Source organism: Pseudomonas sp. S4_EA_1b, assembly GCF_016307435.1.
In the GTDB taxonomy this organism is placed as follows: domain Bacteria; phylum Pseudomonadota; class Gammaproteobacteria; order Pseudomonadales; family Pseudomonadaceae; genus Aquipseudomonas; species Aquipseudomonas rhodesiae.
Genome location: NZ_JAEILC010000009.1, coordinates 15,508 through 40,550 on the forward strand (window position 1 = coordinate 15,508; position 25,043 = coordinate 40,550).

The window sequence follows — 25,043 nt, forward strand, 5'->3', positions numbered from 1 at the left end:
TTTATTACCTCCCAGGCTGATTTATCGATTCAAACTAAAGTTCACGGGCTGCACGGCTCGTACGGATATCGCGTGACCGTTTTCCATGTAGGGGGCGCACGACGCACTCATCACCGTGGCGCGCGCCGCCTCATCAAGTTCCTGATTGCCGCTGCTCCGGGCCACCACGGCTGACTGGACCTGGCCTTGCGCATTGATTTGCAGTCGCACGAGCACATTGCCCTCAATCCTTTGACGGCGTGCCTGGCGCGGGTAGCTGGGGGCTGGCACTCGGCAGCCGATGGTTTGCACGTCTTTGGCGCCGGCTGAAGGCAGGTCGAGCAGTGGTGCATTGTTACTGTCAGCCGGCAGTGTTTGCGGTCGGGCCGGTGCGGGCGTCGGAGGTCGCGGCGGAGCCTCGACTAGCGGGAGAGTTGGCGCTGGCTTTGCTGCAGGTTTGGGGGCAGGTTTGGGCCGCGATTTGGGTTGCTCAATGATCTTAGGTTTTTCCTGCGCAACGAGGTGCTGCGCCGTTTCGCTGGTCATGACTTGCGGGGTTAGCTCAGAAATGATGGCTGCTGGTGGTTCAGGGGGGGCAGGGGGACTGATCATCGAGATACGCACGCTGGAAGGCGGCGATGAATTCGCGAGGGTGATTTCGCGGTGGCTCGTTTGCGCGGCCAGTAAGGTCAGCAGGCACAAATGTGCCAGGAGGACCGCGCCAGCGATTGGGAGTATATGAAACGGCAAGCGTCGACGCTCTTGGGGGCCCTTGGATTCCACGGTCCAGACTGGGCAATTGATGCCATCAGTAAACGCAATGTTGAGATTGGTCATTACGGTTTCTCTTCTCATTCTTTTACCAATGAGCGGCGATTAGCACTGAGCATCTGAACGGTCAGTGAGCCGTTTCGGGTCTGCAGCATTTCAAGGTTGCTGCCTATCAGTGCCTGGCGCATCGCCTCGCGTACATTCAACAGCCCTTGAATGGGATGGCTGTGATAATCGCGAGCGCTCTCAGGTTTAAAAACCACCGTGCAGCCACTGATACGACCGATCAGCAATAGAGTTTCACTGAGGTTGTTGGCATCGATTCGAAACAAATGGGCATCATTCAGCTCACAGGACGAGCCTGTACGGCCAAAGCACAGCAGCGAGACGGTCAGCACCGTACTTAACGATCGCGCTTGGAGGTGAAGGCTTATGCGTTCAACAGGTTTCACGGCGGCACACTCTCGTTCTTTTCTATAAGGTTTGTGCAACCAGAAAAGAAAAGTGACAGTGAGTGGGCGTTATTTTTTGGTGACGGGTTTTAGGGAGGCTCAGGCTTTGGAAATACTGATCCAATAACCCGTGGTACGGCTTACTACGACAGGTAATGTTTGCATCAGTGCATCGAGGGCGTAGTCGGTATTGTCGAGGGGGAAAATGCCACTAACCTTAAGTTTTGCTGCGTCGGGCGACAAGCGAATAATACCGGTGCGATAGTCTCGCAAAGCCTCGACTAATTGCTCTAGAGGCTGATCGTTGACTTCGATCAGTCCGTCTAGCCAAGCGCTTTCCGCATTGATGACGATTGGGTGAATGGCGATCTGTTCATCATTTATAAGCGCGCCCTGACCCCTCTGTAATAGCTTGCCGGTGCTGCGATGCGCATTGATTTGGGCGGGCTGTGAAAGCGCTGTAATACGAGTTCCCTCGGAACGCACCGAGACTGTAAAGATCCCGCTGTTCAGGTTGACCTGTCCGTCGCGGGTGGTGATCCGCAGAGGCATCTGCGCGGACGGCGCATCGATATATATTTGCCCCTTGATTAACTGAATATGACGTTGAGTGACGTTCACATTAACGTCAATACTGCTTCGAGCGTTCAAGGTGATGATGCTGCTATCCGCCAATCGAGTAGTGCGGCGCTCACTGGTGCCAGTGTGTAGATCAGCAAACCAACCCGATAAGGGCGTTTGGCGGTCGTACAGCCACCCACTGGTCGAGGCGACTGCGGCGATAGCAAGGGTATTTTGCAAAAATTGCCGGCGACTGCCGTTCTTGTTCAGGGTGTTTCGCAAAGACGGTTCTGCGGCGATTTGCGGCATGCTGCCCAATGCTTGCTCAATGCGTCTGCACGCTAAATCGTGACGAATATCTTCGGCACGCCACCGTTCGAATGCCGCGCGCTGCGCATCTGTCATTTCCCCCGACTGCTGATGCACCATCCACTCAATGGCTTGTTGCGCGGCAGGGTCTGGGGCAATGGTCTTGGACATCGGAGTCATCAATCAGCGTTGAGCTGTTACGAGATAGCATTGGGTCAACGCCTTGGTCATGTACTGCCGTACCATACTGGCGGAGACGCCAAGCTTATCTGCGATCTGTGCGTAGGTCATGCCGTCAAGCTGGCTATATAGAAAGGCTTGGCGCGCTTTGCTCGATAGTCCATCAAGCACCTTGTCGATGGCAACCAAGGACTCCAGAAGCATGTGCTGCTCTTCAGGTGATGGGTGGACTTTTTCAGGCGCAGAAGCCAGCGCCAACAAGTAGGCTTTTTCAAGTGTTTTTCGTCGAGAAACCTCGTAGAGAACACGATTAGCGATGGTCGTTAGCATCGCTCTTGGCTCGCGTACGCTCTCCAAGGCCGGCAAGGTTGACAGCTGAAGAAAGGATTCTGAAGCGACGTCCTCAGCGTTGTATCTGCAGCCCAAACGGTAGCGCAGGCGCTCTGCCAGCCAGCGGTAGTCACTGCGGAATATCTCAGTCAGCAAATCTGGCTTGCCAATCACTGCAATGGACATGACGTATGTTTTCCGTAAACCTTGGCTGGTTACTTTGAGCGCGCGAGCACTGCGGTTAGTGATGCGACAGCGCTATAGATGATGCAAAGTGAGTGCCATTCTAATAAAGACTGTTGAGTGAATGGTTGGTCGACTGTCATCTCTTTTCTTTCGGCGCTGGCAGTTCTTTGTAGCGCCAGGGCTGAGCAGCGTGTTTTGTGCACTAACAGTGCGCCAAAATTGGTCTGCCTGATTACACGCTCCAAAAACGGGCGATTATGAATAGGAGATTGGCTCAGTCCTAAGATTTTTAGGATCTATCGTTAGAACCTGTTCAGCCGCACGGTAGGGCGATGACTTTTTCATGGTTTGGACTGTCACTTTTATATTCTCGTTGCACAAAGTAGGTATTAACACCAAAAAACTTGCTTTGCCGTCGAGGATGCTGATGAAAAGTACTATCCACTGCTGTGCGCTCACGCCTTTGCATTTGGCCGTCGCATTCGCCATGAGCGGAATGCCCGCGTTAGTCTTTGGTCAGTCAGACGAAAATGTGACTGTGGCTCGTAACGTTTATACCGTTCCGGCCGGCGCTTTGAATGATATGTTGTTAAAAGTAGCGAGGCAGAGTGGGCGAACTATTTCGTTTGACCCGGCCCTTGTCTACAACTACAGGGGGAGTGCCGTCAACGGCAATATGACGGTTGAGCAGGCCACTGCTGCCTGTTTGCAGGGGACCGATTTAGTCCTTGACGTCACGGAAAATGGTACGTTGACCGTAACGCGCTCCGCGGAGCCATTAGTTGTAGGTCCGACAACTATTGTTGGCAATGACGCACAACTGCCTGAAATCTCGGTAAGGGGAGGTTCGCTGAGCGATGATGAGTTGTACTACAACCCTTCCAATTCCAGCACGGTATCGAGGACAGACACGCCCCTGAAAGAAACAGCCCAGTCAGTTGAAGTTATTTCTGCGAAGGCGCTTAAGGATCGTCAAGCCACGGATCTTGCTGATGCGCTTAAGAGTTCAGCAGGGGTGCAGCAAACCCCAAGCGCTACAGGCGGTTCAAGTTTTACGATTCGAGGGTTCTCGGTTCAGCAGACGTCTACCAATGGTATTCCGAACCCGGGGGTCAACAGCATACCGGTGCAAGGCATTGAACGTGTTGAAGTCGTCAAGGGGCCGGACTCGATCATGTCAGGCAGTTCCACGCCGGGAGGCACCATCAACATGGTACGAAAAGCTCCGGTGACTGAGGAACTGAGAGCCGTGAGCGTGGAAGTAGCCAGATACGGGGAGTTGAAAGAGGGTCTGGATTTGGGAGGTGCGCTCAATGAGGATCGGTCCCTCAGCTATCGGTTGAATATGTCGAATATGAAATCCGACAAATCGGCTCCGGACTTTGATGGTGAGCGTGAGACTTATGTAGCACCTGCTTTGACTTGGCAAAACGACGGTCGTCGGTTGACCGTTGGCGCTGAATCCAGCAATACCAGAACCGCAGCGCCTCGCTCCACCATTGTCATGGGGGGCAAGCTCCAGAAGCTACCAAGTGAGCGTCTGTTTCCCAGAGATAATGGATTTCAAAATACTAGCAAAACCGGTTATTACGAGTTTTCCCAGGAATTGCTCGGCGGCTGGTCATTCAACAGCAAGGCCACCTATGTCGACGGCACAGAAAACCTGAAGGTGTGGCAAAACGTTGAAGTCGAACCGGATGGTTCTGTGGGGTTTGCCTCGCCCTATGCCGCTAGAATTGATACTAAGTCGTGGAGCATGCAGAACGATGTACGCGGCAAGGTAAATACAGGATTTATCACCCATAAGCTGTTACTGGGTGTTGATTATCAACACATTGACAGTACCGAAGATGATCTCAACGTGATCGATTCGGCTGGCGCTTATCCTCAAGTGAATATCTATGATCCTCATTCCATCGATTTGTTGCCTGGAATAGGCAGCCCAAACTATCGCTGGAATAAATCCCGTGTTCAGCAGCGAGGTTTGATTTTGCAGGATCAATTGGAAATCGGCGATCGAACTCACGTATTACTTGCCGCTAAAAAGGCAGAGTGGATCAGTGACGTGCAGGTTTATGCTGAAGACGGCACTTCGATTGCCCGCGCTGGTGATGAATCGGAAAAATGGGTGCCTAATTATGGCATCAGCTTCGACGTTACTCCGCAGATGACTATCTACGCCAACTTACTTCACGGCTTTAGTGGGACCAGTAGCTTAAATAGTGCAACGGGAGAGCCATTAAAGCCACTGACCAGCAAATCGAAGGAGGCCGGCGTGAAGTTTAACTTGTTAAACGATAGCCTCACGCTTACCTACGCCTACTTTGAGCTGGAAGAGGACAATGTCCCTGTCGAAGACCCGTTCACGCGGCAACCCATCGGCAGTCAATCTCGATCTAGCAAAGGATACGACCTCAATCTGGCAGGTGAGATTCTGCCTGGGTGGAACGTGCAAGGCAGTTACACTCATGTGAAATTTGAAGAGCCGGCTCAATTGGATGGAAATCCTCCTCTTTTTTCTGGGGAGCCGGAACAATCAATCAACGTTTGGACGTCTTATGAATTGCAGGAGGGTATGTATAAGGGTTTAGGTGCAGGCGTAGGTGTTGATGCCTTTAGTGGAACCACAGGGTCCACTTCTTATGAGTCCTATGCTGTTCCTGGGGGAGCCAGTACCGATATTTCACTTTTCTATCATGCACAAGATTATTCGCTCACACTGGGCGTAAAAAATGTGTTTGGCCGAACTCTCTATAATTCGTGGTCTACGGGGGCCTTTGTCCCTTTGCGAGAAGAGCGCAATGCTCGCCTGACATTCACTTACAACTTTTGAGCCTACCCATTCGATGAATGACATAGCAATCGAGCATATCGTCTCGGGGACTCTGCTGCATCTGTGCCGGGAGTATCCGCATTTTTTGAGCCGCGTATTTGAGTCTGTTGAGGACTTACAATCACCGCGACAGGTGCATCCTGTGTTCTACGGTAGTTTTGACTGGCACTCTTCCGTGCATAGCCACTGGTTATTGCTTCGGGCCTTAGATCGCGTGCCTGATGGCGCGCATGCACGAACGATCGTAAAACACTTCAACGACCATTTTACCCCGGTAGCTGTAGAAGGGGAGTGTGCGTTCTTCCGTCGCTCCGACCAAGCGGGCTTTGAGCGACCTTATGGGTGGGCCTGGTTACTCAGGCTCTCGGCACAACTCAAAACCTCGTCGTTGCCGCAGGCGGGTAGGTGGTACGCGACCCTGGCGCCACTGGCAGAATTGGTCGTGCGACGCCTGGTCGATTATTTGCCTAAGCTCGCGTATCCGATTCAGACCGGCCAACACAACAACACGGCATTCACGTTGTTACTCGGGCTCGATTATGCAAGGGCACTCGGTGATGACCCGCTGGAAAGAATACTCAGCGAACACGCGATTTCATATTTCGCCCAAGGCCCGGTCTACCCAGAGTATGAGCCTGGTGGAGAAGACTTTCTTTCCCCAACCTGGCAGCGGGCGTTGTTGATGCAACGTGTTCTAGAACCAGCGGATTATCACGCCTGGCTTTCGTCGTTGCTGCCCTTGTCAGAACAGGCGCGACACCCTCGGCTGTTCATACCTGTGCAGGTTACTGATCGTAGAGATGAGCGGCTGGCACATTTGGACGGACTCAATTTCAGCCGTGCTTGGTGTATGCGCGAAATCGCCCGTAGCTTTCCATCGAACAGTCAGGAATATCACCTATTGACCCACTCGGCCCGACAGCATGTGCAAGCCAGCCAGCCGCATATCTACGACCACTATATGGGTGGGCATTGGCTCGCTACCTATTTGTTTTTAGCCCTTGATATCTGATTGTTATCTCTAAAGAGGAAATCTGGATGTGCGATGCGAATCCACTTCTTTCCAACGATGATTTGCCAGCCTACTCAAAGATCAGACCGGAGCATGTCGGCCCCGCCATTGATAAGGTACTGGCAGATAATCGTAATGCGCTCTCTCAATTGTCTGACTGCATAGCTGCTGGTTTGGATTGGAATAGCTTTGTGCTCAAGCTGGATGAGCTCCACGCTGCGCTAGAAGAGGTCTGGAGCCCAGTCAGCCATTTGAACGCGGTCTGCAGTAATGCCCAATGGCGGGAAGCCTATGACAACGCACTGGCGAAGCTCTCTGTTTACAGCAACGAACTGAGGCAAAACAAGGCCCTATATAACGGCTTCCAATCGTTATTGAATAGTCGAGATTATGTTCGTTTTGATACAGCGCAACGTACAGTAATTGATCACGCTATCCGTGATTTCAAACTGTCAGGCGTACACCTGGGCCCAGCTGCACAAAAGCTGTTTTGCCAATTGAGCCTGGAGCTGAGTGGGTTGGAGAGCCGCTTTGCAAGCAACGTTCTGGATGCCACGCAGTGTTGGAGCCGCTTGCTTGTGGATGAAGCAGAACTGGCGGGTGTTCCGACGGCGGCAAAGGCGTTCATGGCTCAATCTGCGCACACGCGAGGACTGGTAGGCTGGTTGCTGACACTGGAGACACCCTGCGTGCAGGCTATTCTCACTTACGCTCACGACCGGAGCCTGCGTGAGGAGCTGTACTTCAACAATGTTACACGGGCATCCGAATTGGGCCCCAATGCCGGCGTGTTCGACAATGGCCCAATAATGCATCAGATCCTCGAGCGTCGCGCCGAGTTGGCATTATTGCTGGGCTATGACAATTACGCTCAGCTGAGTTTGGCCACTAAGATGGTCGATCTTGTGCCGCAGGTTTTGGATTTTTTACATGAGTTGGCCGCACACAGTCGTGAACGTGCTGACCATGAGTTGCAGAAACTCGCTAGTTTTGCCTCGCAAATGGGTACTGATAGTTTGTGTGCTTGGGACATCGGCTATTTTACCGAGTTATACCAACAACAGCATCTCGCGCTATCCCAAGAGGCAGTGCGGAGCTACTTTCCCGTCGACCATGTACTTAACGGCTTATTTGAGCTCACTGAGCGTCTACATGATGTCCAGATCAATGAACTAAAGAACTTCGATCGGTGGCATCCTGACGTTCGCCTCTTTGAGGTAGTAGAGCATGGAGAGCGGCTGGGACGCTTTTTTCTGGACCTTTATGCGCGCCCAAATAAGCGCGGGGGCGCCTGGATGGACGGCTGTCGTAGCCGCCGTCGAGACGCACAAGGGGCCCTGCATCTACCCGTTGCTAATTTGGTATGCAACTTCACGCCGGGTATGGGCGACGAGCCAGCGCTACTGACCCATGACGAGGTCACAGCGCTGTTTCACGAGTTCGGGCATGTCCTTCATCATCTATTGACTTGTGTGGAGCAGGCAGGGGTAGCGGGCGTTAATGGCGTGGCGTGGGATGCGGTGGAGTTACCGAGTCAGTATCTGGAAAATTGGTGCTGGCAGCCGGAAGTGTTGCGTCGCCTGAGCTGCCATGTCGACAGTAAGGAGCCATTGCCCGAGGATCTATTGGTGCGGCTGACCGATTCCCGAAAATTTCAAGCTGGGTTGGCGACGCTGCGCCAAGTCGAATTTTCTCTCTTCGATTTCGAACTGCATGCCAGCATCCAACCTCAGGACCCTACTGCCCTGTTGATGACTGTTCGCAAGGAGGTATCACTGATCATTCCGCCAGACTATAACCGTTTCGCAAACAGCTTTTCTCACATATTTGCGGGCGGTTATGCGGCGGGTTACTACAGTTACAAGTGGGCTGAAGTACTCGCGGCGGACGCGTTTTCTCGGTTTACCGAGGAAGGGTTATTCAATCCCGTAGTGGGCGAAGCGTTCCGAGATACGGTATTAGCAATGGGGGGCGCGGAGCCTGCACTTGATCTGTTCCGTCGTTTTCGGGGACGTGAGCCTCGGATCAATGCTTTGCTGAAACAGAATGGGCTGAGCTTGTAAATTCGCTGAGCGATTTTCATATCTTAATTAGAGCAGCTCGCTGAGCGCTAGCGTGTTGATGGGCGCATATTTATGCGTTGGGGACGGGCGGCTTTATCGCGGCCTACAGCGTGGTCGACGGCATCGGCGCCAGGCTCTCCGGTGCGCCGCTTGCCTACACGGTGTGGATGTGCGCGCTGTGGGGCGTGCTGATGCCGGTGGTCTACATTGGCCTGCGTGACGCCCGCAGCTTGTTCTCCATCCGTCCCGGAACAGTGACCGCGTTGGTCGGTGGGCTGGTCTCTTTGCTCGCGTATGGAATGGTGATCTACGCCATGAACGAAGCGCCCTTGGGCGCGGTATCGGCATTGCGCGAAACCAGCGTGCTGTTTGCGGCGTTGATCGGCTATGTGTTCCTTGGCGAGACGCTCACCGCCCGCCGAATACTGGCGTGCGTAGTGATCGCCAGCGGCACCCTCATCATCGGCTGATACAGCCAACGGCTCAGGAGCTATGTTTAATGGTCAACGTCTCGCAGGCACCGCTGATTCTTATCACGGGGGGAAGTCGTGGAGTGGGGGCGGCAACTGCCCGGCTCGCCGCCGAAAGAGGTTATGACGTCGCTATCAGCTACGTTGTTAACGAGTCCGCAGCGCTGGCCGTGGCTGCGGATGTAGAAGCATTGGGGCGCAGGGCGTTGGCGATGCGGGCCGACAGTGCGGACCCCCAACAGGTCGCCGATTTGTTCGCGGCCATCGACCGCACATTCGGACGCATCGACGTACTGGTCAATAACGCGGGCATGCTGGCGCCTCAGTCACGCTTGGAGGACCTAGGCTACGAGCGGATGCAGCGCATCTTTGCGGTCAATGCCATCGGGCCAATACTCTGTGCCAAGCAGGCAGTGAAGCGCATGTCTTACCGTCACGACGGCCCGGGCGGCGTGGTGATCAATGTCTCTTCGGCCTCGGCGCGCCTTGGCAGCCCGAATGAGTACGTCGACTACGCGGCGTCAAAGGGCGCCTTGGAGACTTTCACCATCGGGTTTGCAAAGGAGGTGGCCCGGGAAGGCATACGCGTTAACTGTATTCGCCCCGGACATATCTATACCGACATGCATGCCAGTGGCGGTGAGCCGGGGCGGGTCGATCGTGTCAAGGACTCGATCCCCATGGGGCGGGGCGGTCAGCCGGAGGAAGTGGCGCGCGCGATTCTATGGCTGGCCAGCGCGGAGGCATCATTCGTTACCGGTACATTCCTCGACGTAACGGGCGGTAAATGAGTCAAAGGCACGGATCATCGGCTACCTGCGTTCGGCTTGCCTCGCCTTACGACTCAAACCCGGTGTCTGGCCGGTAATGCGCTTGAATGCACGACTGAAAGCAGCCTGGGATGTATAGCCCAAGCGCTGCGCCACCTCTTCAATCGGCAGCCTTTCGAGCGTCAGCCACTGGCTTGCCAGCCGCATTCGCAGTTCGGTGACGTAGCGCAGCGGGGTCGTGCCAATCGTCACCTGAAAGCGGTCCGCGAAGACCGAGCGCGAGGTATTGCAGTGCTCGGCCAGCTGCGCAACAGTCCAGTCGCGGCCCGGTTGTTGATGGAGCGCCAGCAGTGCACCGGCCAAGCGCGGATCGCGCAAGGCGGCGACCAGGCCAGAGGCATTCCCGCAGGCGCACTCCACCCACCCGCGAACGACCATGGCGGCCACCACGTCGGCCAACCGCGCGAGGATACCGGCGAAGCCGATACGCGCGGCGCCGACCTCGCGCTCCATGGTGGTCAGGATCGGCACCAGTCCGGGGTAACGCTGGCCGCCGGCATCAATCAGCATCAGTCCCGGCATCAGCCGACCAAGACCATGGATGCTGCCCAGTTCGAACTCCATGCAACCACTGAACAAAATAGTGCTCGGCGTGGGGCTGGCATCGATTCCGGTATTCACCGCGCTAACGGTGTCACCCAAGGGCGCGCCGTCCAGACGCTCGATGTCTTCAACAGGCACGTCCGAATGGGACGACAGTTGATGGGCTGCGCCATGGGAGATGAACACAGCGTTGCCGGCAGACAGCGCGTAGGTGCTGCCGTCCTCCATTCGCAGTAACGCATTGCCGACGGCCATGAAGTGGAACCAGGCGTGCCCAGGTTTTTCCGCGAAGCCCAAACCGAAGGTCGGACCCGCCTGGATACGCCGGTATTCGACGCCACGCAGGCGCATGCCGCGCAACAGCTCGTTGATGAGATCCGAGGAGAGAGCAAACTGATCTGCAGGCATCGTTCAGGTGTTTTAGTCAAAAAGTAGAGACTTTGGATCATAGATCATCCAGTTTTCCGCGCCTAGACTCGGCTCGCAATGAAGATTGGGAGATTCGTGCAATGACTGACTGTGTATGTAATGCCGTATCCGACCGCCATCCTGGCGTCGGCGCGGATGTAGAGCCTGCGACGCCTGCGTGGATGGCCGTTTTCTCGTTGGCAATGGGTGTGTTCGGATTGCTCACCGCTGAGTACCTTCCGGCCAGTTTATTAACGCTGATGGCTACCGACCTGGGAGTGTCTGAATCGCTGGCTGGCCAAGCGGTAACGGTGACTGCCGTAGTGGCGCTGTTCGCCGGCCTGTTGGTGCCAGGCCTGACCCGCAGCATCGACCGACGTTGGGTGCTGCTGGGTTTTTCCACGCTAATGGTCGCCTCCAATCTGTTGGTCGCCGTTTCCTCCAGCTTCGCGGTGCTGCTGTTGATGCGCATCTTGCTGGGCATTGCCCTTGGCGGGTTCTGGAGCATGGCGGCGGCGGTAGCGATGCGCTTGGTGCCGAGTGCTTTGTTGCCCCGGGCGCTGTCGATCATTTTCAGCGGCATTGCCATCGGCACGGTCGTCGCAGTGACGCTGGGCAGCTATCTGGGCGGGTTATATGGCTGGCGCAGCGCATTCTTCGCCGCAGCGGCGGTCGGCCTGGTGACCCTGGCGTTCCAGTCGTTCACTCTGCCGCGCCTTGCACCGCGCCGGCCTGCACGTCTGCGCACCGTTGTCGAGGTGTTGCAGCGTCCGGGCATTGCCATCGGGATGTTCGGATGTGTGCTGGTGCACAGCGGCCACTTCGCGATGTTCACCTATGTTCGGCCATTCCTTGAAGGGACTACCGGCATCGGCTCGCAAGGGCTGTCACTGATGTTGCTGGGCTTTGGTGTGGCGAACTTCGTCGGCACGCTGTTGGCCGGCAGGCTGCTGGAGCGCCACCCGCTGGCCACTCTGGTGCTGATGCCCGCGCTGGTCGGCGTTGCAGCACTGGCGTTGGTGCTGTTGCCGGCCTCGTTGCCGGGGCAGGCGGTACTGCTGGCGGTCTGGGGTCTGGCTTTTGGTGGTGTGCCGGTGGCGTGGTCGAACTGGGTCGCCAGCGCGGTACCTGATCAGGCGGAAAGCGCCGGAGGCATGGTAGTGGCCTCTGTGCAGTCAGCCATCGCCACCGGCGCCGCCGCGGGCGGTGCAATGTTCAGCCTCGGTGGCAGCGCAGGCGTATTCGTAGCGGCGGCCGTGCTGATGCTGCTGGCCGCATTGCTGATTGCGCTGCGTGTCCGCGTCCCTTCTGCCCATGGCGTTCGCCAGCCCAAGCCCGCGTTGCACCTCTGATCCGGTTGGCCAAACCGTCTCGATCCGTCCGTCAACAGGAGATACCCATGAACAATACGACGTCCCACCAAGGACGCCTCAAATCGTTGCGCGCAGCCGGTATCGGCAATGCGCTTGAATGGTTTGACTGGACCCTGTACGCAACCTTTTCGGTGTACCTGGCAAGCAATCTGTTCGACAAGACCGATGCGCGCTCGGCGATGCTCGCGACCCTTGCGGTGTTTGCGGTTGGCTTTGTCGCACGCCCTGTCGGCGGATGGTTGTTTGGCCGATTGAGCGACCGACTGGGGCGCCGGACCATCATGGTGCTCACCATGCTGCTGCTTGCGATCAGCAGCCTGGGCATCGCGCTTATCCCTGACTACCAGAGCATCGGCTTGTATGCCTCGGGCGCGCTGCTGTTTTTCCAGCTGATGCAGGGGCTCGCCCATGGTGGCGAGACGGGGGTGTCCTACACCTATGTCGCCGAGATCGCCCCAAGCAAGCACCGTGGCTTATGGTCGAGTTCCGTGTATGTGGGGGTGACGCTGGGCGTGATGGCGGCAACGGCCGTGGCGGCAGTGCTGACCTGGCTGCTGGGCGCGCAGGCCATGGGTGACTACGGCTGGAGGATTGGCTTCGCCATCGGTGGAGTACTCGGTATTTATGCGCTGTTTTTGCGCCGTGGTGCCAAGGAGTCTCATGTGTTCGTAGCGCAGCAGGGTCTGGCGCGGCCGCCGCGCAAGCTGTCCAGGGGGGAGATGGTGCGCGTTGCACGTAACATCGTGATGCTTGCAGCGGCCGCCAATGTCACTTATTACGCCTGGGTCACGTTCGGCGCTTCGACGGCGATTGCCCAGGGCATGGACGCCACGGGTGCCTATGTGGCGAGTCTTCTCGCGCAGATCCTCTGTGTGTGCTGGTTGCCGGTCTGCGGGATGTTGTCCGATCGGGTAGGGCGCCGGCCCATGGTTATCGCCTGGGGCCTGGGTGTGATCGTGCTGACCTATCCCATTTCGATAATGGTGACCATTGAGCCCTACACGCTGTTCCTGGCCCAGGTGCTGGGGCTCGGCGCCTGGTCGTTGATCGCGGCGATTTTCCCCGCTGTGCTCTCCGAGCAGGTGCCAACTCAGGCTCGGGCACAGGGCGTCGGTTTGGTCTCGTCGGTTTCGGTGGCGATCTTTGGCGGCACCGCTCCTTATCTGCACAACTATCTTGGCGGCGCCGACCTTGGCTATTTGTACGTCAGCTACGTCATCGGGTTGGGCGTAGTCACTGTGCTGGCAGGGTTTCTTATCGACGAAACGGCTGGCATCGACCTTGCGCACATCGAGGCGCCTGGAGCTCGGCTCAGCGTAAACACATTGGCTGATCGAGCCGCAGAATCAGCCGATCAAAGGAGTACGACTCAATGAATTCAACAGACCTCAAAAACTCCGCTGCACGAGGCGAACGACCGGGCGCCAACGTGACCGTCAGCCAGACTTCGGGGCCACGTCAGGCCGCACGCGAGATTTGGGTCGAAGTCCCTTGCGAGTCAGGCCCGGCGGCCGCCTGGTGCTACTCGGACCGCCGCGCCTATAGGCAGGGTGATTCGGTTTGCCTGTATCTGTCGTCAAACCGCCCGCAAGTGAGACTGCGGATCTATCGTGATGGCGCCATCGCCCGCACGCTGCATACCACTGACAACCTTGACGCGCGATTTCATCCCATACCCTAACGTGCCTATGAGAATGGCTGCCAATGGCCTGTCTTCATGCAATGGTCAATCCCGGCGGATGCCGAGCAGGGTGGCTACATAGTGGAAATACTCGATGGTGCTGACAGCGTCATCGGGCATCACCTGTTCATCGTCAAGGCGCTGCGCAAGCGTGCCGATGCCTTGGTGCTCGTCGCAGCCACCTCGACTTGGGCCGCCTATAACGACTGGGGCGGTGCCAATCATTACTTTGGCCTTCACCCCGGCACGCCGCGTGGCCGCTCACCGTTGCTGTCGGCGCAGCGCCCTTGGGCGCGAGGGCAGGTTTGGCTGCCGGAAGGCGCACCACGTTGCATCAACGCGACCCGGCCTCGCAAGCCAGGGCCGGCACGCTATGAATTCATCGAATGGGCCAGCCTAAACGGCTACGCCAAGTACTACGCGCTGGCGGGGTGGGCGTCTTTCGAAAGACCTTTTTTGGTCTGGGCCGAACAGCAAGGTTATACGGTGCATATCCTGACTCAGGACGATTTGCATCACGACCGGCACGCACTTGAGGGCTACGCCTGCGCCGTCTTCGTAGGGCACGACGAGTACTGGACGCGGGAAATGCGTGACCATGTCGACGCCTTTGTAGAGGAGGGCGGCAAGGTGGCGCGCTTCGCCGGCAATTTCATGTGGCAGATCCGCTTGGAAGATGAAGGACGGCGGCAGGTGGCCTACAAGTACGACGCCGGCGCGCTCGATCCTGTGGCCGCTACCGAGCCTCATCGGCTAACGGGGGCCCGGGAAGATCCGCGGGTAAATCACCCCGGGGCAACTACGTTCGGGGTAAATGCTCTGCGCGGGATATACGCCAGCTTTGTAGGAATGGCTCCGCGCAGTCCTCGCGGGTATACCGTCTTCAGGCCTAAGCACTGGGCGTTCATGGAGACGGGCCTGGGTTACGCGGACATGTTTGGAGGCGAGGCCAACATCTTTGGCTATGAGGTGGATGGCCTGGAATACACGTTCGTCGACGGCCTCCCGGAACCGCTCTACACAGACGGTGCGCCCTGCGGATTGCAAATCCTCGCAATGGGCTGGGCGACGAATGCCGAGCATGGCCGGTCCGAGGATGCCTATTCATTCATGCTCGGCGATGGCGACGCCCGGTTTCGTGCTTCCATCCTGGCGCCCGACCTTAGCGACGCCAGCATCGATTTGCATAGCCGCGGGGCCGGCATGGTGGTGCACTTCCACAAAGGTCGAGGTGAGGTCTTTACTGCCGCCACGTGTGAATGGGTACATGGGCTCATGCAAGCAGACATTTACACCGTGATGATCACCAAAAATGTGCTTGAGCGTTTCTTGCGCAATATGTAGCTATCGAGAGCTGGATCCGGAGCGTGCTTAACCACCGTTGGCGTTGTTGAGCTGCAGACGTTTGGAACGGCCGCCAATGCGTGCAAGTCTATCTCTACCTACTCATTTAGTAAGGTATAGCGCCATGGATAAGACCATCACCGTGGATCAATTGGATACCACCGACCTTGGATCAATCAACGAAATAGGGTTTGGCGAAACTCATACCAAACTGTGCCTATGGCGTGGCGAGCAGGTCTTCACTCACTAGATGATGAGCGAGGGGCACCCACGATCAGAATGTCCGACGCCTATGCGGGCAGTTGGTCAATCCTGACAATCAGGCCACAGTGGCCCGTGTTGAGATAATGGTGCGCGAACAACTGAAAAAATTGGGAAGGCGGGCGAGTTTTATCCCGCTGAGGAGACCAACTCTCGTCAATAGCAAAGCAGTACTGGCCATGCGTGGGGAGCTTTTGGGATTACTAACTCATTTCTATAACAAGACGGAGCAGACCACAGTTTATGGATATCGAATTTCGCGGTAAGGGCATGCGCGAGACCCGTCTGTAGGTACATGCGATGAGTACGGCGTAAGCGGGATTATCCGCTTTGACGAGCTGGCCGAAGCCCATCTCAGGATTGCTGAGTCGCACCCAGGCTTTAAACCGCTATTCTCGCTCGATGACTTGCACCAAACCCGCTACACCCGGGGCATGCGCGCAACTGGTCATGATGACCTCCGGGTTAGGACAAGCGAGTCACTTCTGGTGCGTCCCGTTTCCCGCTCCAATCTCCTGGTTTGTATTCCCTGTATCGTCAATCTGCGGTTATTCGCGGAGCGTTTTGCCGTAACTGATCTAAGTAGTCAGCCCATTGTTGAGCCGCTTCCCGGCGCTGTACCAGCAGTTGTGCGCGCGCGTATACAGCCCCTAGCGACCCCGGCATCCGGTGGGATAACGACAGTTCGAGCACAATTGGATCGATGCCCAAGTGCTCGTGGGCAATGGTCCTGTAGGTCGCGCGAAAGCCGTGAGCAGTGATGTCATACTCCGGCCAGATACGCTGAAAGGACTTGAGCATGGAGGTCGGATTGATAGGGCGACCCGGATAGAACGGCGAGACGAACACCCAGCCTTTGCCTTCTTCATCCACCACGCGGGTTTTACTTAGCTCGCGTAACAGAACCAAGGCTTGTTCAGGCAACGGCACGATGTGTTTGCTCTTGTCCAGATGCTTGGTCTTGCTCACCACATAACGCCAATCGGCGCCCACCAAGTCGACATCTTCCCAGCGCATTTGCACCAGTTCGCCTGGGCGGACCGGCAACATGACCAGCAGGCGCATTGCGGTGGCAACGCTGCCGTCGTTGCAGTCATCAAGGCGTAGAAGAAACCTGCCCAGGTCGGATGGCCTTTCGATCGCGGGGTTGCTGGTCACGACATGCCGGATCTTCAACTCCTCAATGTTGCTGAGCGCCACATTGCGTTCCACCCATCCGCGCCCCTCGGCAAAGCCCAGGACGGCACGGATGATGGTACGTATGCGCCGGGCCATGGCCATGGTGCGCTGGCGGCGCAACTCCGTAATGATTGTGGTGATGTGCTCCAGCTTGATCTCGCTGACCGGTTTTTTACCAATTGCGGGCAAGATGTGGTTGTTCAGCGCTCCGTTAACCCCCGAGATGGACTTGGTCACCAATTCGGCAGACTTGAACGCCAACCATTGCTTGGCTACGTATTCGAAGGTGCGCACCTCGTTTAGCAGGTGTGCTTCGATCTTGGCGGTCTTGGCCTTGAGCGGTGCGGTGTGGTTAGCCACGTCGCGGCGCGCGCCGCGGGCAATGTCGCGCGCCTCCTTGAGACCAATGTCGGGGTAAGCGCCGATGGAGAAGCGGTTTTCCTTCCCATGCAGCCGATACTTCAATCGCCAAACCTTGGAAGGGGATTTGCCGACCTTACTCGACGCCCTCACCTCCAAGTAGAGGCCAGGAACTTCGCCATCGGCGTGTTTGCCAGGTTCGGTCAGCGAGCGGATCAAGGCATCGCTGAGTTTTCGTTTGAAAACGACCACATTATCTAGGGGCATCGGTGGGGGCATCCTTTTTAAGGAACCGAAATTTGCCCCCAATTATGCCCCCATGAGTCGTGGAATCCACTGGATTTAGACAGGCGGCAATGGACTAAAATTACCATTAACCTATTGTTATAAAACGGTTTTATGGAATTTACTGGAACTCCATTACAGGCTATCGGGGTCCCCGAAGAACATCTGAATACGCGACCGCAACCAGCGCTCCCCCGGATCGTTATCCTGTGAACCGCGCCACGCCATGTGCAGTTCAAAACTGCGCACCGGCAGCGGCGGGTCTTCTGCGCGCAAGCCGCCGGCCGAGGTCAATGCTTCGGCCGCGTAGTCCGGCACGGTGGCGAGGATGTCGGTGCCGGCCAGCAAGGTGCCCAGGCCGTTGAATTGCGGCACGGCGAGTACGACGTGGCGCTTGCGCCCGAGTTTTTCCAGCTCTTCATCGATAAAACCGCTCAGGTCGCCAGCGAACGACACCAGGGCATGGGGGCGGGCGCAGAAGTCGTCCAGGCTCAAGGAACCGGGCACGCTGTCGGCACGCAGGAGTTTGGGTAGGCTGCGGCGCAGCACTTTGCGCTTGGCGTTGGCCGGCAGGTCGGCGGTGTAGCTGACGCCGATGGAGATTTCGCCGGAGGCCAGCAGGCTCGGCATCAGGATGTAATTGACGCGGCGCACCACCAGCACGATGCCGGGGGCTTCGGCGCGCAGGCGCTTGAGTAACTGGGGTAGCAGGGCGAATTCAACGTCGTCGGACAGGCCGATGCGGAATACCGCATTGCTGGTCGCCGGGTCGAATTCGGCGGCGCGGCTGACCGCAGTGGAGATCGAGTCCAGGGCGGGCGAGAGCAGGGCAAAGATTTCTACTGCGCGGGCCGAAGGTTCCATGCTGCGGCCGGTGCGTACGAACAACGGGTCGTCGAACAAACCGCGCAGGCGCGACAACGCGGCGCTGATGGCCGGCTGGCCGAGGAACAATTTCTCGGCGGCGCGGGTCACACTGCGCTCGTGCATCAAGGTTTCGAATACGATCAAGAGGTTCAGGTCGACACGACGCAGGTCGTTACGGTTCATCTTGTGTCCTGGAAGAGTCAGCAAACTTGACGAGAGCAGTCACAGGGAGCCCTCGGGTTCCCTCTTGAAGCATGACCGGCATGAATCTTACGGGGAAAGACTGGTACTCTGCACCGGCTAATTGAGTTTTCCTACGATACTTAGGGTCTATTCATCAGACGCGGAATCAATGACAGGCATGTCGACTATTAATGGTGACCGATGGTCTTGCCAGGAAAGCCCAGATAAAGTTCATGGCATTAGAGGTTAATTTGGCGAGGTTTGCGATGTCCCGCACGATCCGTTTTCACAAGTTTGGTCCGGCCGAGGTGCTCAAATGCGAAGAGCATGCAGCCGCGCTGCCCGCACCGGGCGAAGTGCAGGTGCGTGTCGAAGCGATTGGCATCAGTTGGTATGACATTTTGTGGCGTCAGAACCTGGCGTCTTCCCATGCACGTCTTCCCTCTGGCCTGGGCCATGAGATGGCAGGGGTGGTCGTCGCTTTGGGCGATGGCGTGGAGGATTTGGCCGTGGGCGATAAAGTGGCCAGTTTTCCGGCCGAGAGCCCCAATGACTATCCGGTGTATGGCGAGCAGATCGTCCTGCCTCGTTCGGCCCTGACGCGCTACCCGGACGTCTTGACCCCCATCGAAGCGAGCGTGCATTACACGCCGCTGTTGATTGCCTATTTTGCTTACGTGGATCTGGCACGGGTCAAACCCGGGCAGTTTGCGTTAGTCACGGATGCTAGCCACTGCGCCGGTCCGTCCTTTGTGCAACTGGGCAAGGCGCTGGGTGTGCGAGTGATCGCTGCGACCAAGGACAGCGCCGAGCGTGAGTACCTACTGTCCCTCGGGGCCGAGAAGGTGATCGCCACCGAGGAGCAGGACCTGCTTATGCAGATCAACAAGTTCACCGACAATCGCGGCGTCGACGTGGTGTTCGATGGTTTAGGTGGCCCGCAGATGTCGTTGCTAGGCGATGTGCTGGCGCCGCGCGGCAGTCTGGTTCTGTACGGGCTGCAAGGCGGCAACCAGACGCCGTTCCCTGCGTGTGCGGCATTCCAGAAAAACATTCAGTTCTTTGTGCACTGCATCGGCAATTTCACCGGCAAGCCGGAACTGGGCATTGTCCAGGATCAGGTCGCTTTGCAACGGGCCTTGCGTGACATCAACCAGCTGACCGCCGACCGCGTGCTGGTGCCGCTGAAAACCACGGTGTTTCCGTTCAATCAGTTCGTGGAAGCGCACCGCTACATGGACGAATGCCCGTGCCGGGAACGTGTAGCGTTGCAGGTTGAAGCTGTTTAGCGCGTAGGAAGATTCGTAATCAGCTGGTTCGATCCAATGGCGCATGGGGCAAATGCGCCATTTGACAGGGCTTAAGCCTCGCCCCCCATGAGGTGCCGATCACGCCCTTCAGCCCCTGAATCCTGCCCTGGTCCCCTGACGCCGCACTGAAACCCAGTGCGGCGTCGTCGTGTATGCCCCTTCGGTACCTCCTCGGCTGTTCATCTGCACTGGTTTTCGACCAACTTCTGTATCTATTAATCATTAATCCAGCACTGATAATTGCGACTTCACATTCATCTCAAGGATTGAGCAATGATTGAATTCATGATGCGGCTACCGATGGTCACCCGAACTATGGGTGCGTCAATCAACTGGACTTTTGGTGTAAGACGCTTTGAGGGAAAGTCACAGCGCCAGGACCTGGAAAGTTGTTTGAGTGTATTTGTCGGATGCTTCTTTAAATAATTGGTTAGAAGTGTGTAGGACATTGTCAGAGGCTTCCTAGGGGTGGTCGATAGAAGCGTTTTACCCATCTATATCATTGGCTTGCGTGTGTTTCATTGGCCGTTTTGTGCAGTGGGTAATCCCAGTCATCCCGTGACTCGGTGCTAGTGTCTATTCATTGGCGCACGGTGCGAAGCGCGAATTTCCTACACGCGCAATGGATCAAGCAGACACTCTTAGCAGTAGCTTGAAACTGATATTTCAACTCAGGTAGTACAACTATGAGCACTATTCACGAACAGGCTATGAATCATGTTTATCAGCAAGTTCTGCAACGTTTGATCGGGCACTTTACTCGTTCGGGCAGGACGGCACTCCAGTTGTTGGTCCAACGCATTGTGGTGGCCGCAGGAGGCATGGAGCAGGTCGGGGATTACAAAGTGCTGGTGGCTCACGGCGCAGGCGAGGTCAGCAGTTACACCCTGGCGCTGTTGCGCGCCGCGCAGTTGACCATCGCCGGCCGCGCACCCCGGACTTTCGATTTGCGCGTGGCGACGCTGCGTCATGCCGGTATGACCGAGGGGCAGCTCGAAACGCTCAATCAGGGTTACAGCCGCCTGTTTCTCCATGATGATCCGCGTGTCGAATTGCTCATGGTGGAAAACCAGGAGGTGCATCCCTTCAATCACCTGCGCCCCGCATCTGCGGTCGGGCGTGCGAACAGCCAGCGCAATATGCTGATGGTGGGCCATCTGAGCTCCGGTGATTGTCGCGCGACATTGTGCAATGAAACCTACCTGGCCCTCGGCGATTTCTACCAGCGCGTCACGACTTGGAACGGCGGCGTTCACGCGTTGGTCAGCGGTGACTCCCCACGCAAGCAAAGCCAGTTTCTCGCCTGGCTGAAAAGAACCGCCGAAGGCGCTGGCGTCCCCCCCGCCAAGGGGCGCGCGCGGTCGCTCACCGAATTGTTCGCACGCATGGACGAGTGGAGCACCGGTTACTACCGCGATGTTTATGGCGAACACTACGTGGCCCATGAGAACCCTAGCCCTTCGGGACACCGCCATCTGGCTTACATCGGCATTGACGATCTGCTCAAGGACGTCGACTTGCAATCCGCGACGCTGTTGTCCGATTTCATGGCCTATACGCCCGACCCGCTGGGTTTTCACTTCAGCCATCCAAGCTATTCCAACCCGTTGCTGATGGCCCACCTGCGCGGCCTGCAGGCCGAATGTCTGCGCGATCTCGATTATGAAGATGGCGTCGACGGCTTCATCCAACAGTCGGCCCAGTACATGCGACGCCTGCACATGCCTGAGGAGCTGTTCGCCGAGGCCAGTTCCCGTGAAGGTCGTTTATTGGCCAGTACCTTCGCTCAGCAATTCTTCGGCCTGGATGAAACTCAATTGATCTGTCTGTTGTTTTCACCGTTCATTCATCACGGTCAGCGGCTGGAAGGTTATTTGCGCCAATGTCATCCCGGCATGCTGGTAGCACTGCCTGAACTGCACAAAGCGTTGCAGGGCAAACCATCGGCCGAGATGCTGCAACAATGGTTCACCGACACCAGCGGTTTACCCCTGCCATTGTTGCAACATCTGTATCGCAAACGCCCCTTGACCTGCGCCAATGGTCAGCTGCGCACTGCCCGTGCCGTGTCTCATGGCGCGACACCGGCCTTTCAATTGTCCGGGCGATGACCCTTCGCGGCGAGCGCCAGGCGGATTTCGCGTATCAGGCGGTGTATCGCTACATGATCAACCTGATCAACGAAGTCAGCACGGACACCCGAGTCAAGTTACCGTCGCTGCGCCAGTTGGCCGCTCGCCTGAACGTGTCGATCTCAACGATCCAATACGCCTACTCGTTGCTGGAGAAGGAGGGGCGAGTGTATTCGGTAGCCAAGTCCGGTTATTACGCGTGGCCGATGTCGGCCAATCCGACAGCCTGGCTGGGTGGAGACTTGCTCGACCGGCTCTATGCCGCTGCCCGGCGCCCTGGAATGCTAGTGCTCAGCGGCGATGAGCCTGCGCTAGAGGCTTCGTTGAATGCCACTTTGCTGCGCCTGGAGCGCGAACTGGTGCGCCAGTATCCCGGCCAGCTGCAACCCTGGTCCCAACCGTGCGGGGTGTGGGAGCTGCGGGCGGCGCTGGCCGCGCGTTATACCTCGTCACCCACGCGGTGCTGGCATGCCGACGACGTATACATCGGTGCCGACTTGCGTGGCGTGCTGGATATTCTGATCGAAGTGCTGGGGCTCAAAGGCACCACGGTGATCGTCGAGTCGCCCTGTGATTGGCTGATTCTGCGGCTGCTGCAGGACGCCGGTGTGCGCGTTATCGAGCTGCCCTGGACCGCGCAAGCGCGCTTGGACAGCGAAAACCTGGAGCGACTGTTGCGTGATGAGCCGGTGCACCTGGTATTACTCTCGTCGGCGGTCAGCCTGCCTTCAGGCGTGGCGATGTCGGCCGAGGATCGCCTGGCCGTGGCGCGACGCTTGGACCACTACGGATGCTGGCTGCTGGAAAACGACAGTCTCGGCGAGTTGAGCCTGGAGGTGCCGCATACGCCATTGCGCGACCTGGTCAACCCGGAACGGCTGATCGTGTTTTCGTCGTTCGAGAAAATCCTTGGATCGGAAGCGCCCTACGGCTACTTATTGAGTCGACGCATGAGCCGAGAGTTGCAGCGCCAGTTCCTGTTGCGATCTTTCCGTTTATCGTCGATCCGGCAGCGCGCCATCGCCCGTCTATATCAGAGCACTCGCATCGACCAGCACCTGTGTGATTTGCGTCAGCAATTGCGCGAGCAAGCCGCGCACATGGGGCAGCGTCTGACGCTGCACCTGGGGGAACAAGTGACGTACCGCGTGCCTGCGGCCGGGGCCACGTTTTGGCTGGGTTCGACCCGCGCGGTGGACATGCGCAAGGTATTCCAATATCTGTTGGCGCGGCAGGTGGTGATCGCCCCGGGGGAGCTGTTCAGTGTCAGCGGGTTGCATCATCAAAATCTGCGCCTGAACCATACCTTTCACGGACAGCCGAGCCTGGAGAGTGCGCTGGCGGCATTGAGTGACGCATTGCGCCAGGCGCAAACGGGTTGAAAATTCTGTTGAGTGTGTAGGATCGATACCGTCGCGCGGTAGTCCAACTCTCAGTAAACTGGCATTTTTTCCGAATTCTTCCTTTCCGAGGTTTATGCATGACTATCAGTCCTTTTGCGGGCAAACCGGCGCCGGCCCAATTGCTGGTGGATATCCCGCGACTGGTCACGGCTTACTACACCGGCCAGCCTGATGCAGCGATCTCCACCCAGCGCGTGGCGTTTGGGACCTCCGGGCACCGTGGCAATTCGTTCGAGCTGAGCTTCAACGAATGGCATGTTCTGGCCATCAGCCAGGCCATCTGCCTGTACCGCGAAGCCCAGGGCATCAACGGCCCGCTGTTCGTCGGCCTGGATACCCACGCGTTGTCCACGCCCGCGGGTGCCAGCGCACTGGAAGTACTGGCCGCCAACGGCGTCCACGTCATGCTGGCCGAAGGCGACGAATACACACCGACCCCGGCCATTTCCCACGCGATCATTTGCTATAACCGCGGGCGGACCAGCGGCTTGGCTGACGGCATTGTGATCACGCCGTCCCATAACCCGCCGCAAAGTGGCGGCTACAAGTACAACCCGCCTAACGGTGGTCCGGCGGACACCCACGTCACCAAGTGGATCGAAGCCAAGGCCAATGAGCTATTGGCCAACCGGCTTGCTGGGGTCAAACGCATCACCCACGCCCAGGCGCTCAAAGCCGACACCACCCATCGCCATGACTACCTCAATAGCTACGTGGCCGACCTGATCAACGTGATCGATATGGACGCCATCCGCAGCGCCGACCTGCGCCTGGGCGTCGATCCGTTGGGCGGAGCAGGGGTGCGCTATTGGTCGGCGATTGCCGAGCACTACCGTCTGAACCTGGAGGTGGTGAACACCGAAGTCGACGCCACCTTCCGCTTCATGAGCGTCGACTGGGATGGCCAGATCCGCATGGACCCGTCCTCCAGCTACGCCATGCAAGGCTTGATCGGCCTCAAGGAGCGTTTCGACGTGGCCTTCGCGTGCGATCCGGACCACGATCGCCACGGCATCGTCACCCCGTCCGGCGGCCTCTTGGCGCCGAACAACTACCTGGCCGTGTCCATCGATTACCTGTTCCAGAACCGTCCTGACTGGCGCGCCGATGCGGCCGTCGGCAAGACCGTGGTTAGCAGTGGCCTGATCGATCGCGTGGCCGCGCGCATCGGCCGGCGTTTGTACGAAGTGCCGGTGGGCTTCAAGTGGTTTGCCGACGGCCTGTTCGAAGGCTCCCTGGGCTTCGGCGGTGAAGAAAGCGCCGGTGCATCGTTCCTGCGCAAAGACGGCACGGTGTGGAGCACCGACAAAGACGGCTTGATCCCGGCGTTGCTGGCGGCGGAAATGACCTCGCGCAAAGGCCAGGACCCCAGCCAGCTGTACCGTGGCCTGACCGATGCCCTGGGCGAACCGTTTGCCATTCGTGTCGACGCCAAGGCCACCCCAGCGCAAAAAGCCCTGCTGGGCAAACTGTCGCCGGAACAGGTGACCTCCACCGAACTGGCCGGCGAGCGCATCCAGCAGATCCTCAGCCATGCGCCGGGCAACAACCAGGCCATTGGCGGCCTGAAAGTGATGACCGAAAACGGCTGGTTCGCCGCACGCCCATCGGGCACCGAGGACATCTACAAGATCTATGCCGAGAGCTTTGTGGGTGAAGAACACCTCAAGCGCTTGGTGCAAGAGGCGCAGGTGTTGGTAGACGGCGCCATCGCCGAATAACACTGAAACGCTTTGTA

General features: G+C 57.5%; 17 protein-coding genes and 3 pseudogenes. 13 read left to right on the forward strand and 7 right to left on the reverse strand.

Annotated elements, in window-relative coordinates:
• Positions 1-21: 21 nt before the first annotated feature.
• From YA0848_RS02355 to YA0848_RS02370, 4 genes are all read right to left on the reverse strand, one after another.
• The gene (locus YA0848_RS02355; protein WP_198712522.1) at positions 22-816 is read right to left on the reverse strand and encodes an energy transducer TonB; all 795 of its coding nucleotides are present in this window, start codon (positions 814-816) and stop codon (positions 22-24) included.
• Between the two features lie 14 nt (positions 817-830).
• Positions 831-1,202, reverse strand: coding sequence for an STN domain-containing protein (locus YA0848_RS02360; protein ID WP_152331819.1), 372 nt, complete (start codon positions 1,200-1,202; stop codon positions 831-833).
• Between the two features lie 99 nt (positions 1,203-1,301).
• Positions 1,302-2,243, reverse strand: coding sequence for a FecR domain-containing protein (locus YA0848_RS02365; RefSeq protein WP_198712521.1), 942 nt, complete (start codon positions 2,241-2,243; stop codon positions 1,302-1,304).
• 12 nt (positions 2,244-2,255) lie between these two features.
• Positions 2,256-2,768, reverse strand: coding sequence for a sigma-70 family RNA polymerase sigma factor (locus YA0848_RS02370; RefSeq protein WP_034097755.1), 513 nt, complete (start codon positions 2,766-2,768; stop codon positions 2,256-2,258).
• A 427-nt stretch (positions 2,769-3,195) separates the two neighbouring features.
• Here YA0848_RS02370 and YA0848_RS02375 point away from each other — a divergent pair, with 427 nt between their 5' ends.
• The 5 genes and pseudogenes from YA0848_RS02375 to YA0848_RS02395 all read left to right on the forward strand — a co-directional run bounded on the left by YA0848_RS02375 (position 3,196) and on the right by YA0848_RS02395 (position 9,937).
• Complete coding sequence (locus YA0848_RS02375; RefSeq protein WP_198712520.1) at positions 3,196-5,601, forward strand: TonB-dependent siderophore receptor; 2,406 nt, start codon at positions 3,196-3,198, stop codon at positions 5,599-5,601.
• Between the two features lie 13 nt (positions 5,602-5,614).
• Positions 5,615-6,613: a DUF2891 domain-containing protein gene (locus YA0848_RS02380; RefSeq protein WP_198712519.1), complete on the forward strand. Its 999-nt coding sequence runs from the start codon at positions 5,615-5,617 to the stop codon at positions 6,611-6,613.
• Positions 6,614-6,639: 26 nt separating this feature from the next.
• Positions 6,640-8,676, forward strand: coding sequence for a M3 family metallopeptidase (locus tag YA0848_RS02385; RefSeq protein ID WP_034097756.1), 2,037 nt, complete (start codon positions 6,640-6,642; stop codon positions 8,674-8,676).
• 71 nt (positions 8,677-8,747) lie between these two features.
• Positions 8,748-9,146 (forward strand): annotated as a pseudogene (locus tag YA0848_RS02390) (EamA family transporter); the annotation flags it as partial.
• Positions 9,147-9,175: 29 nt separating this feature from the next.
• Positions 9,176-9,937, forward strand: coding sequence for an SDR family oxidoreductase (locus tag YA0848_RS02395; RefSeq protein ID WP_198712518.1), 762 nt, complete (start codon positions 9,176-9,178; stop codon positions 9,935-9,937).
• A gap of 21 nt (positions 9,938-9,958) precedes the next feature.
• On the opposite strand, the gene YA0848_RS02400 is transcribed toward YA0848_RS02395, so the two are convergent.
• The gene (locus YA0848_RS02400; RefSeq protein ID WP_034097758.1) at positions 9,959-10,927 is read right to left on the reverse strand and encodes an AraC family transcriptional regulator; all 969 of its coding nucleotides are present in this window, start codon (positions 10,925-10,927) and stop codon (positions 9,959-9,961) included.
• Between the two features lie 101 nt (positions 10,928-11,028).
• On the opposite strand from YA0848_RS02400, the gene YA0848_RS02405 reads away from it, so the two are divergent.
• From YA0848_RS02405 to YA0848_RS02420, 4 genes and pseudogenes are all read left to right on the forward strand, one after another.
• Entirely contained in the window at positions 11,029-12,279 is a 1,251-nt protein-coding gene (locus YA0848_RS02405) for an MFS transporter (RefSeq protein WP_198712517.1), read from the forward strand.
• A gap of 47 nt (positions 12,280-12,326) precedes the next feature.
• Entirely contained in the window at positions 12,327-13,676 is a 1,350-nt protein-coding gene (locus YA0848_RS02410) for an MFS transporter (protein ID WP_034097761.1), read from the forward strand.
• A gap of 329 nt (positions 13,677-14,005) precedes the next feature.
• A pseudogene (locus YA0848_RS02415) lies at positions 14,006-15,325 on the forward strand (N,N-dimethylformamidase beta subunit family domain-containing protein); the annotation flags it as partial.
• Between the two features lie 124 nt (positions 15,326-15,449).
• A pseudogene (locus YA0848_RS02420) lies at positions 15,450-15,749 on the forward strand (hypothetical protein).
• 374 nt (positions 15,750-16,123) lie between these two features.
• Here the strand turns inward: YA0848_RS02420 and YA0848_RS02425 are convergent.
• Both YA0848_RS02425 and YA0848_RS02430 read right to left on the reverse strand, forming a co-directional pair.
• Positions 16,124-17,392: a tyrosine-type recombinase/integrase gene (locus YA0848_RS02425; protein WP_169902529.1), complete on the reverse strand. Its 1,269-nt coding sequence runs from the start codon at positions 17,390-17,392 to the stop codon at positions 16,124-16,126.
• A gap of 153 nt (positions 17,393-17,545) precedes the next feature.
• Positions 17,546-18,460, reverse strand: coding sequence for a LysR substrate-binding domain-containing protein (locus YA0848_RS02430; RefSeq protein WP_034097768.1), 915 nt, complete (start codon positions 18,458-18,460; stop codon positions 17,546-17,548).
• A gap of 266 nt (positions 18,461-18,726) precedes the next feature.
• Here YA0848_RS02430 and YA0848_RS02435 point away from each other — a divergent pair, with 266 nt between their 5' ends.
• From YA0848_RS02435 to pgm, 4 genes are all read left to right on the forward strand, one after another.
• Entirely contained in the window at positions 18,727-19,749 is a 1,023-nt protein-coding gene (locus tag YA0848_RS02435; protein WP_034097770.1) for a zinc-dependent alcohol dehydrogenase family protein, read from the forward strand.
• 707 nt (positions 19,750-20,456) lie between these two features.
• Positions 20,457-21,881 (forward strand): hypothetical protein, encoded by a 1,425-nt coding sequence (locus YA0848_RS02440; protein WP_169902530.1) that lies wholly within the window; start codon positions 20,457-20,459, stop codon positions 21,879-21,881.
• A complete protein-coding gene (locus tag YA0848_RS02445; RefSeq protein WP_034097772.1) occupies positions 21,878-23,284 on the forward strand; it encodes an aminotransferase-like domain-containing protein in 1,407 nt (468 codons plus the stop codon). Before YA0848_RS02440 ends, YA0848_RS02445 begins: the two co-directional genes overlap by 4 nt.
• Positions 23,285-23,382: 98 nt before the next feature.
• Entirely contained in the window at positions 23,383-25,026 is a 1,644-nt protein-coding gene (gene pgm / locus YA0848_RS02450; RefSeq protein ID WP_034113645.1) for a phosphoglucomutase (alpha-D-glucose-1,6-bisphosphate-dependent), read from the forward strand.
• The last annotated feature ends 17 nt before the right edge of the window (positions 25,027-25,043 follow it).

Coding starts and splice junctions, on each gene's coding strand:
- YA0848_RS02425 (WP_169902529.1), bottom strand. CDS start 17,392: ATGCCCCTAGATAATGTGGTCGTTTTCAAACGAAAACTCAGCGATGCC.
- YA0848_RS02440 (WP_169902530.1), top strand. CDS start 20,457: ATGAGCACTATTCACGAACAGGCTATGAATCATGTTTATCAGCAAGTT.
- YA0848_RS02435 (WP_034097770.1), top strand. CDS start 18,727: ATGTCCCGCACGATCCGTTTTCACAAGTTTGGTCCGGCCGAGGTGCTC.
- YA0848_RS02405 (WP_198712517.1), top strand. CDS start 11,029: ATGACTGACTGTGTATGTAATGCCGTATCCGACCGCCATCCTGGCGTC.
- YA0848_RS02430 (WP_034097768.1), bottom strand. CDS start 18,460: ATGAACCGTAACGACCTGCGTCGTGTCGACCTGAACCTCTTGATCGTA.
- pgm (WP_034113645.1), top strand. CDS start 23,383: ATGACTATCAGTCCTTTTGCGGGCAAACCGGCGCCGGCCCAATTGCTG.
- YA0848_RS02395 (WP_198712518.1), top strand. CDS start 9,176: ATGGTCAACGTCTCGCAGGCACCGCTGATTCTTATCACGGGGGGAAGT.
- YA0848_RS02400 (WP_034097758.1), bottom strand. CDS start 10,927: ATGCCTGCAGATCAGTTTGCTCTCTCCTCGGATCTCATCAACGAGCTG.
- YA0848_RS02380 (WP_198712519.1), top strand. CDS start 5,615: ATGAATGACATAGCAATCGAGCATATCGTCTCGGGGACTCTGCTGCAT.
- YA0848_RS02445 (WP_034097772.1), top strand. CDS start 21,878: ATGACCCTTCGCGGCGAGCGCCAGGCGGATTTCGCGTATCAGGCGGTG.
- YA0848_RS02355 (WP_198712522.1), bottom strand. CDS start 816: ATGACCAATCTCAACATTGCGTTTACTGATGGCATCAATTGCCCAGTC.
- YA0848_RS02375 (WP_198712520.1), top strand. CDS start 3,196: ATGAAAAGTACTATCCACTGCTGTGCGCTCACGCCTTTGCATTTGGCC.
- YA0848_RS02370 (WP_034097755.1), bottom strand. CDS start 2,768: ATGTCCATTGCAGTGATTGGCAAGCCAGATTTGCTGACTGAGATATTC.
- YA0848_RS02410 (WP_034097761.1), top strand. CDS start 12,327: ATGAACAATACGACGTCCCACCAAGGACGCCTCAAATCGTTGCGCGCA.
- YA0848_RS02385 (WP_034097756.1), top strand. CDS start 6,640: ATGTGCGATGCGAATCCACTTCTTTCCAACGATGATTTGCCAGCCTAC.
- YA0848_RS02365 (WP_198712521.1), bottom strand. CDS start 2,243: ATGTCCAAGACCATTGCCCCAGACCCTGCCGCGCAACAAGCCATTGAG.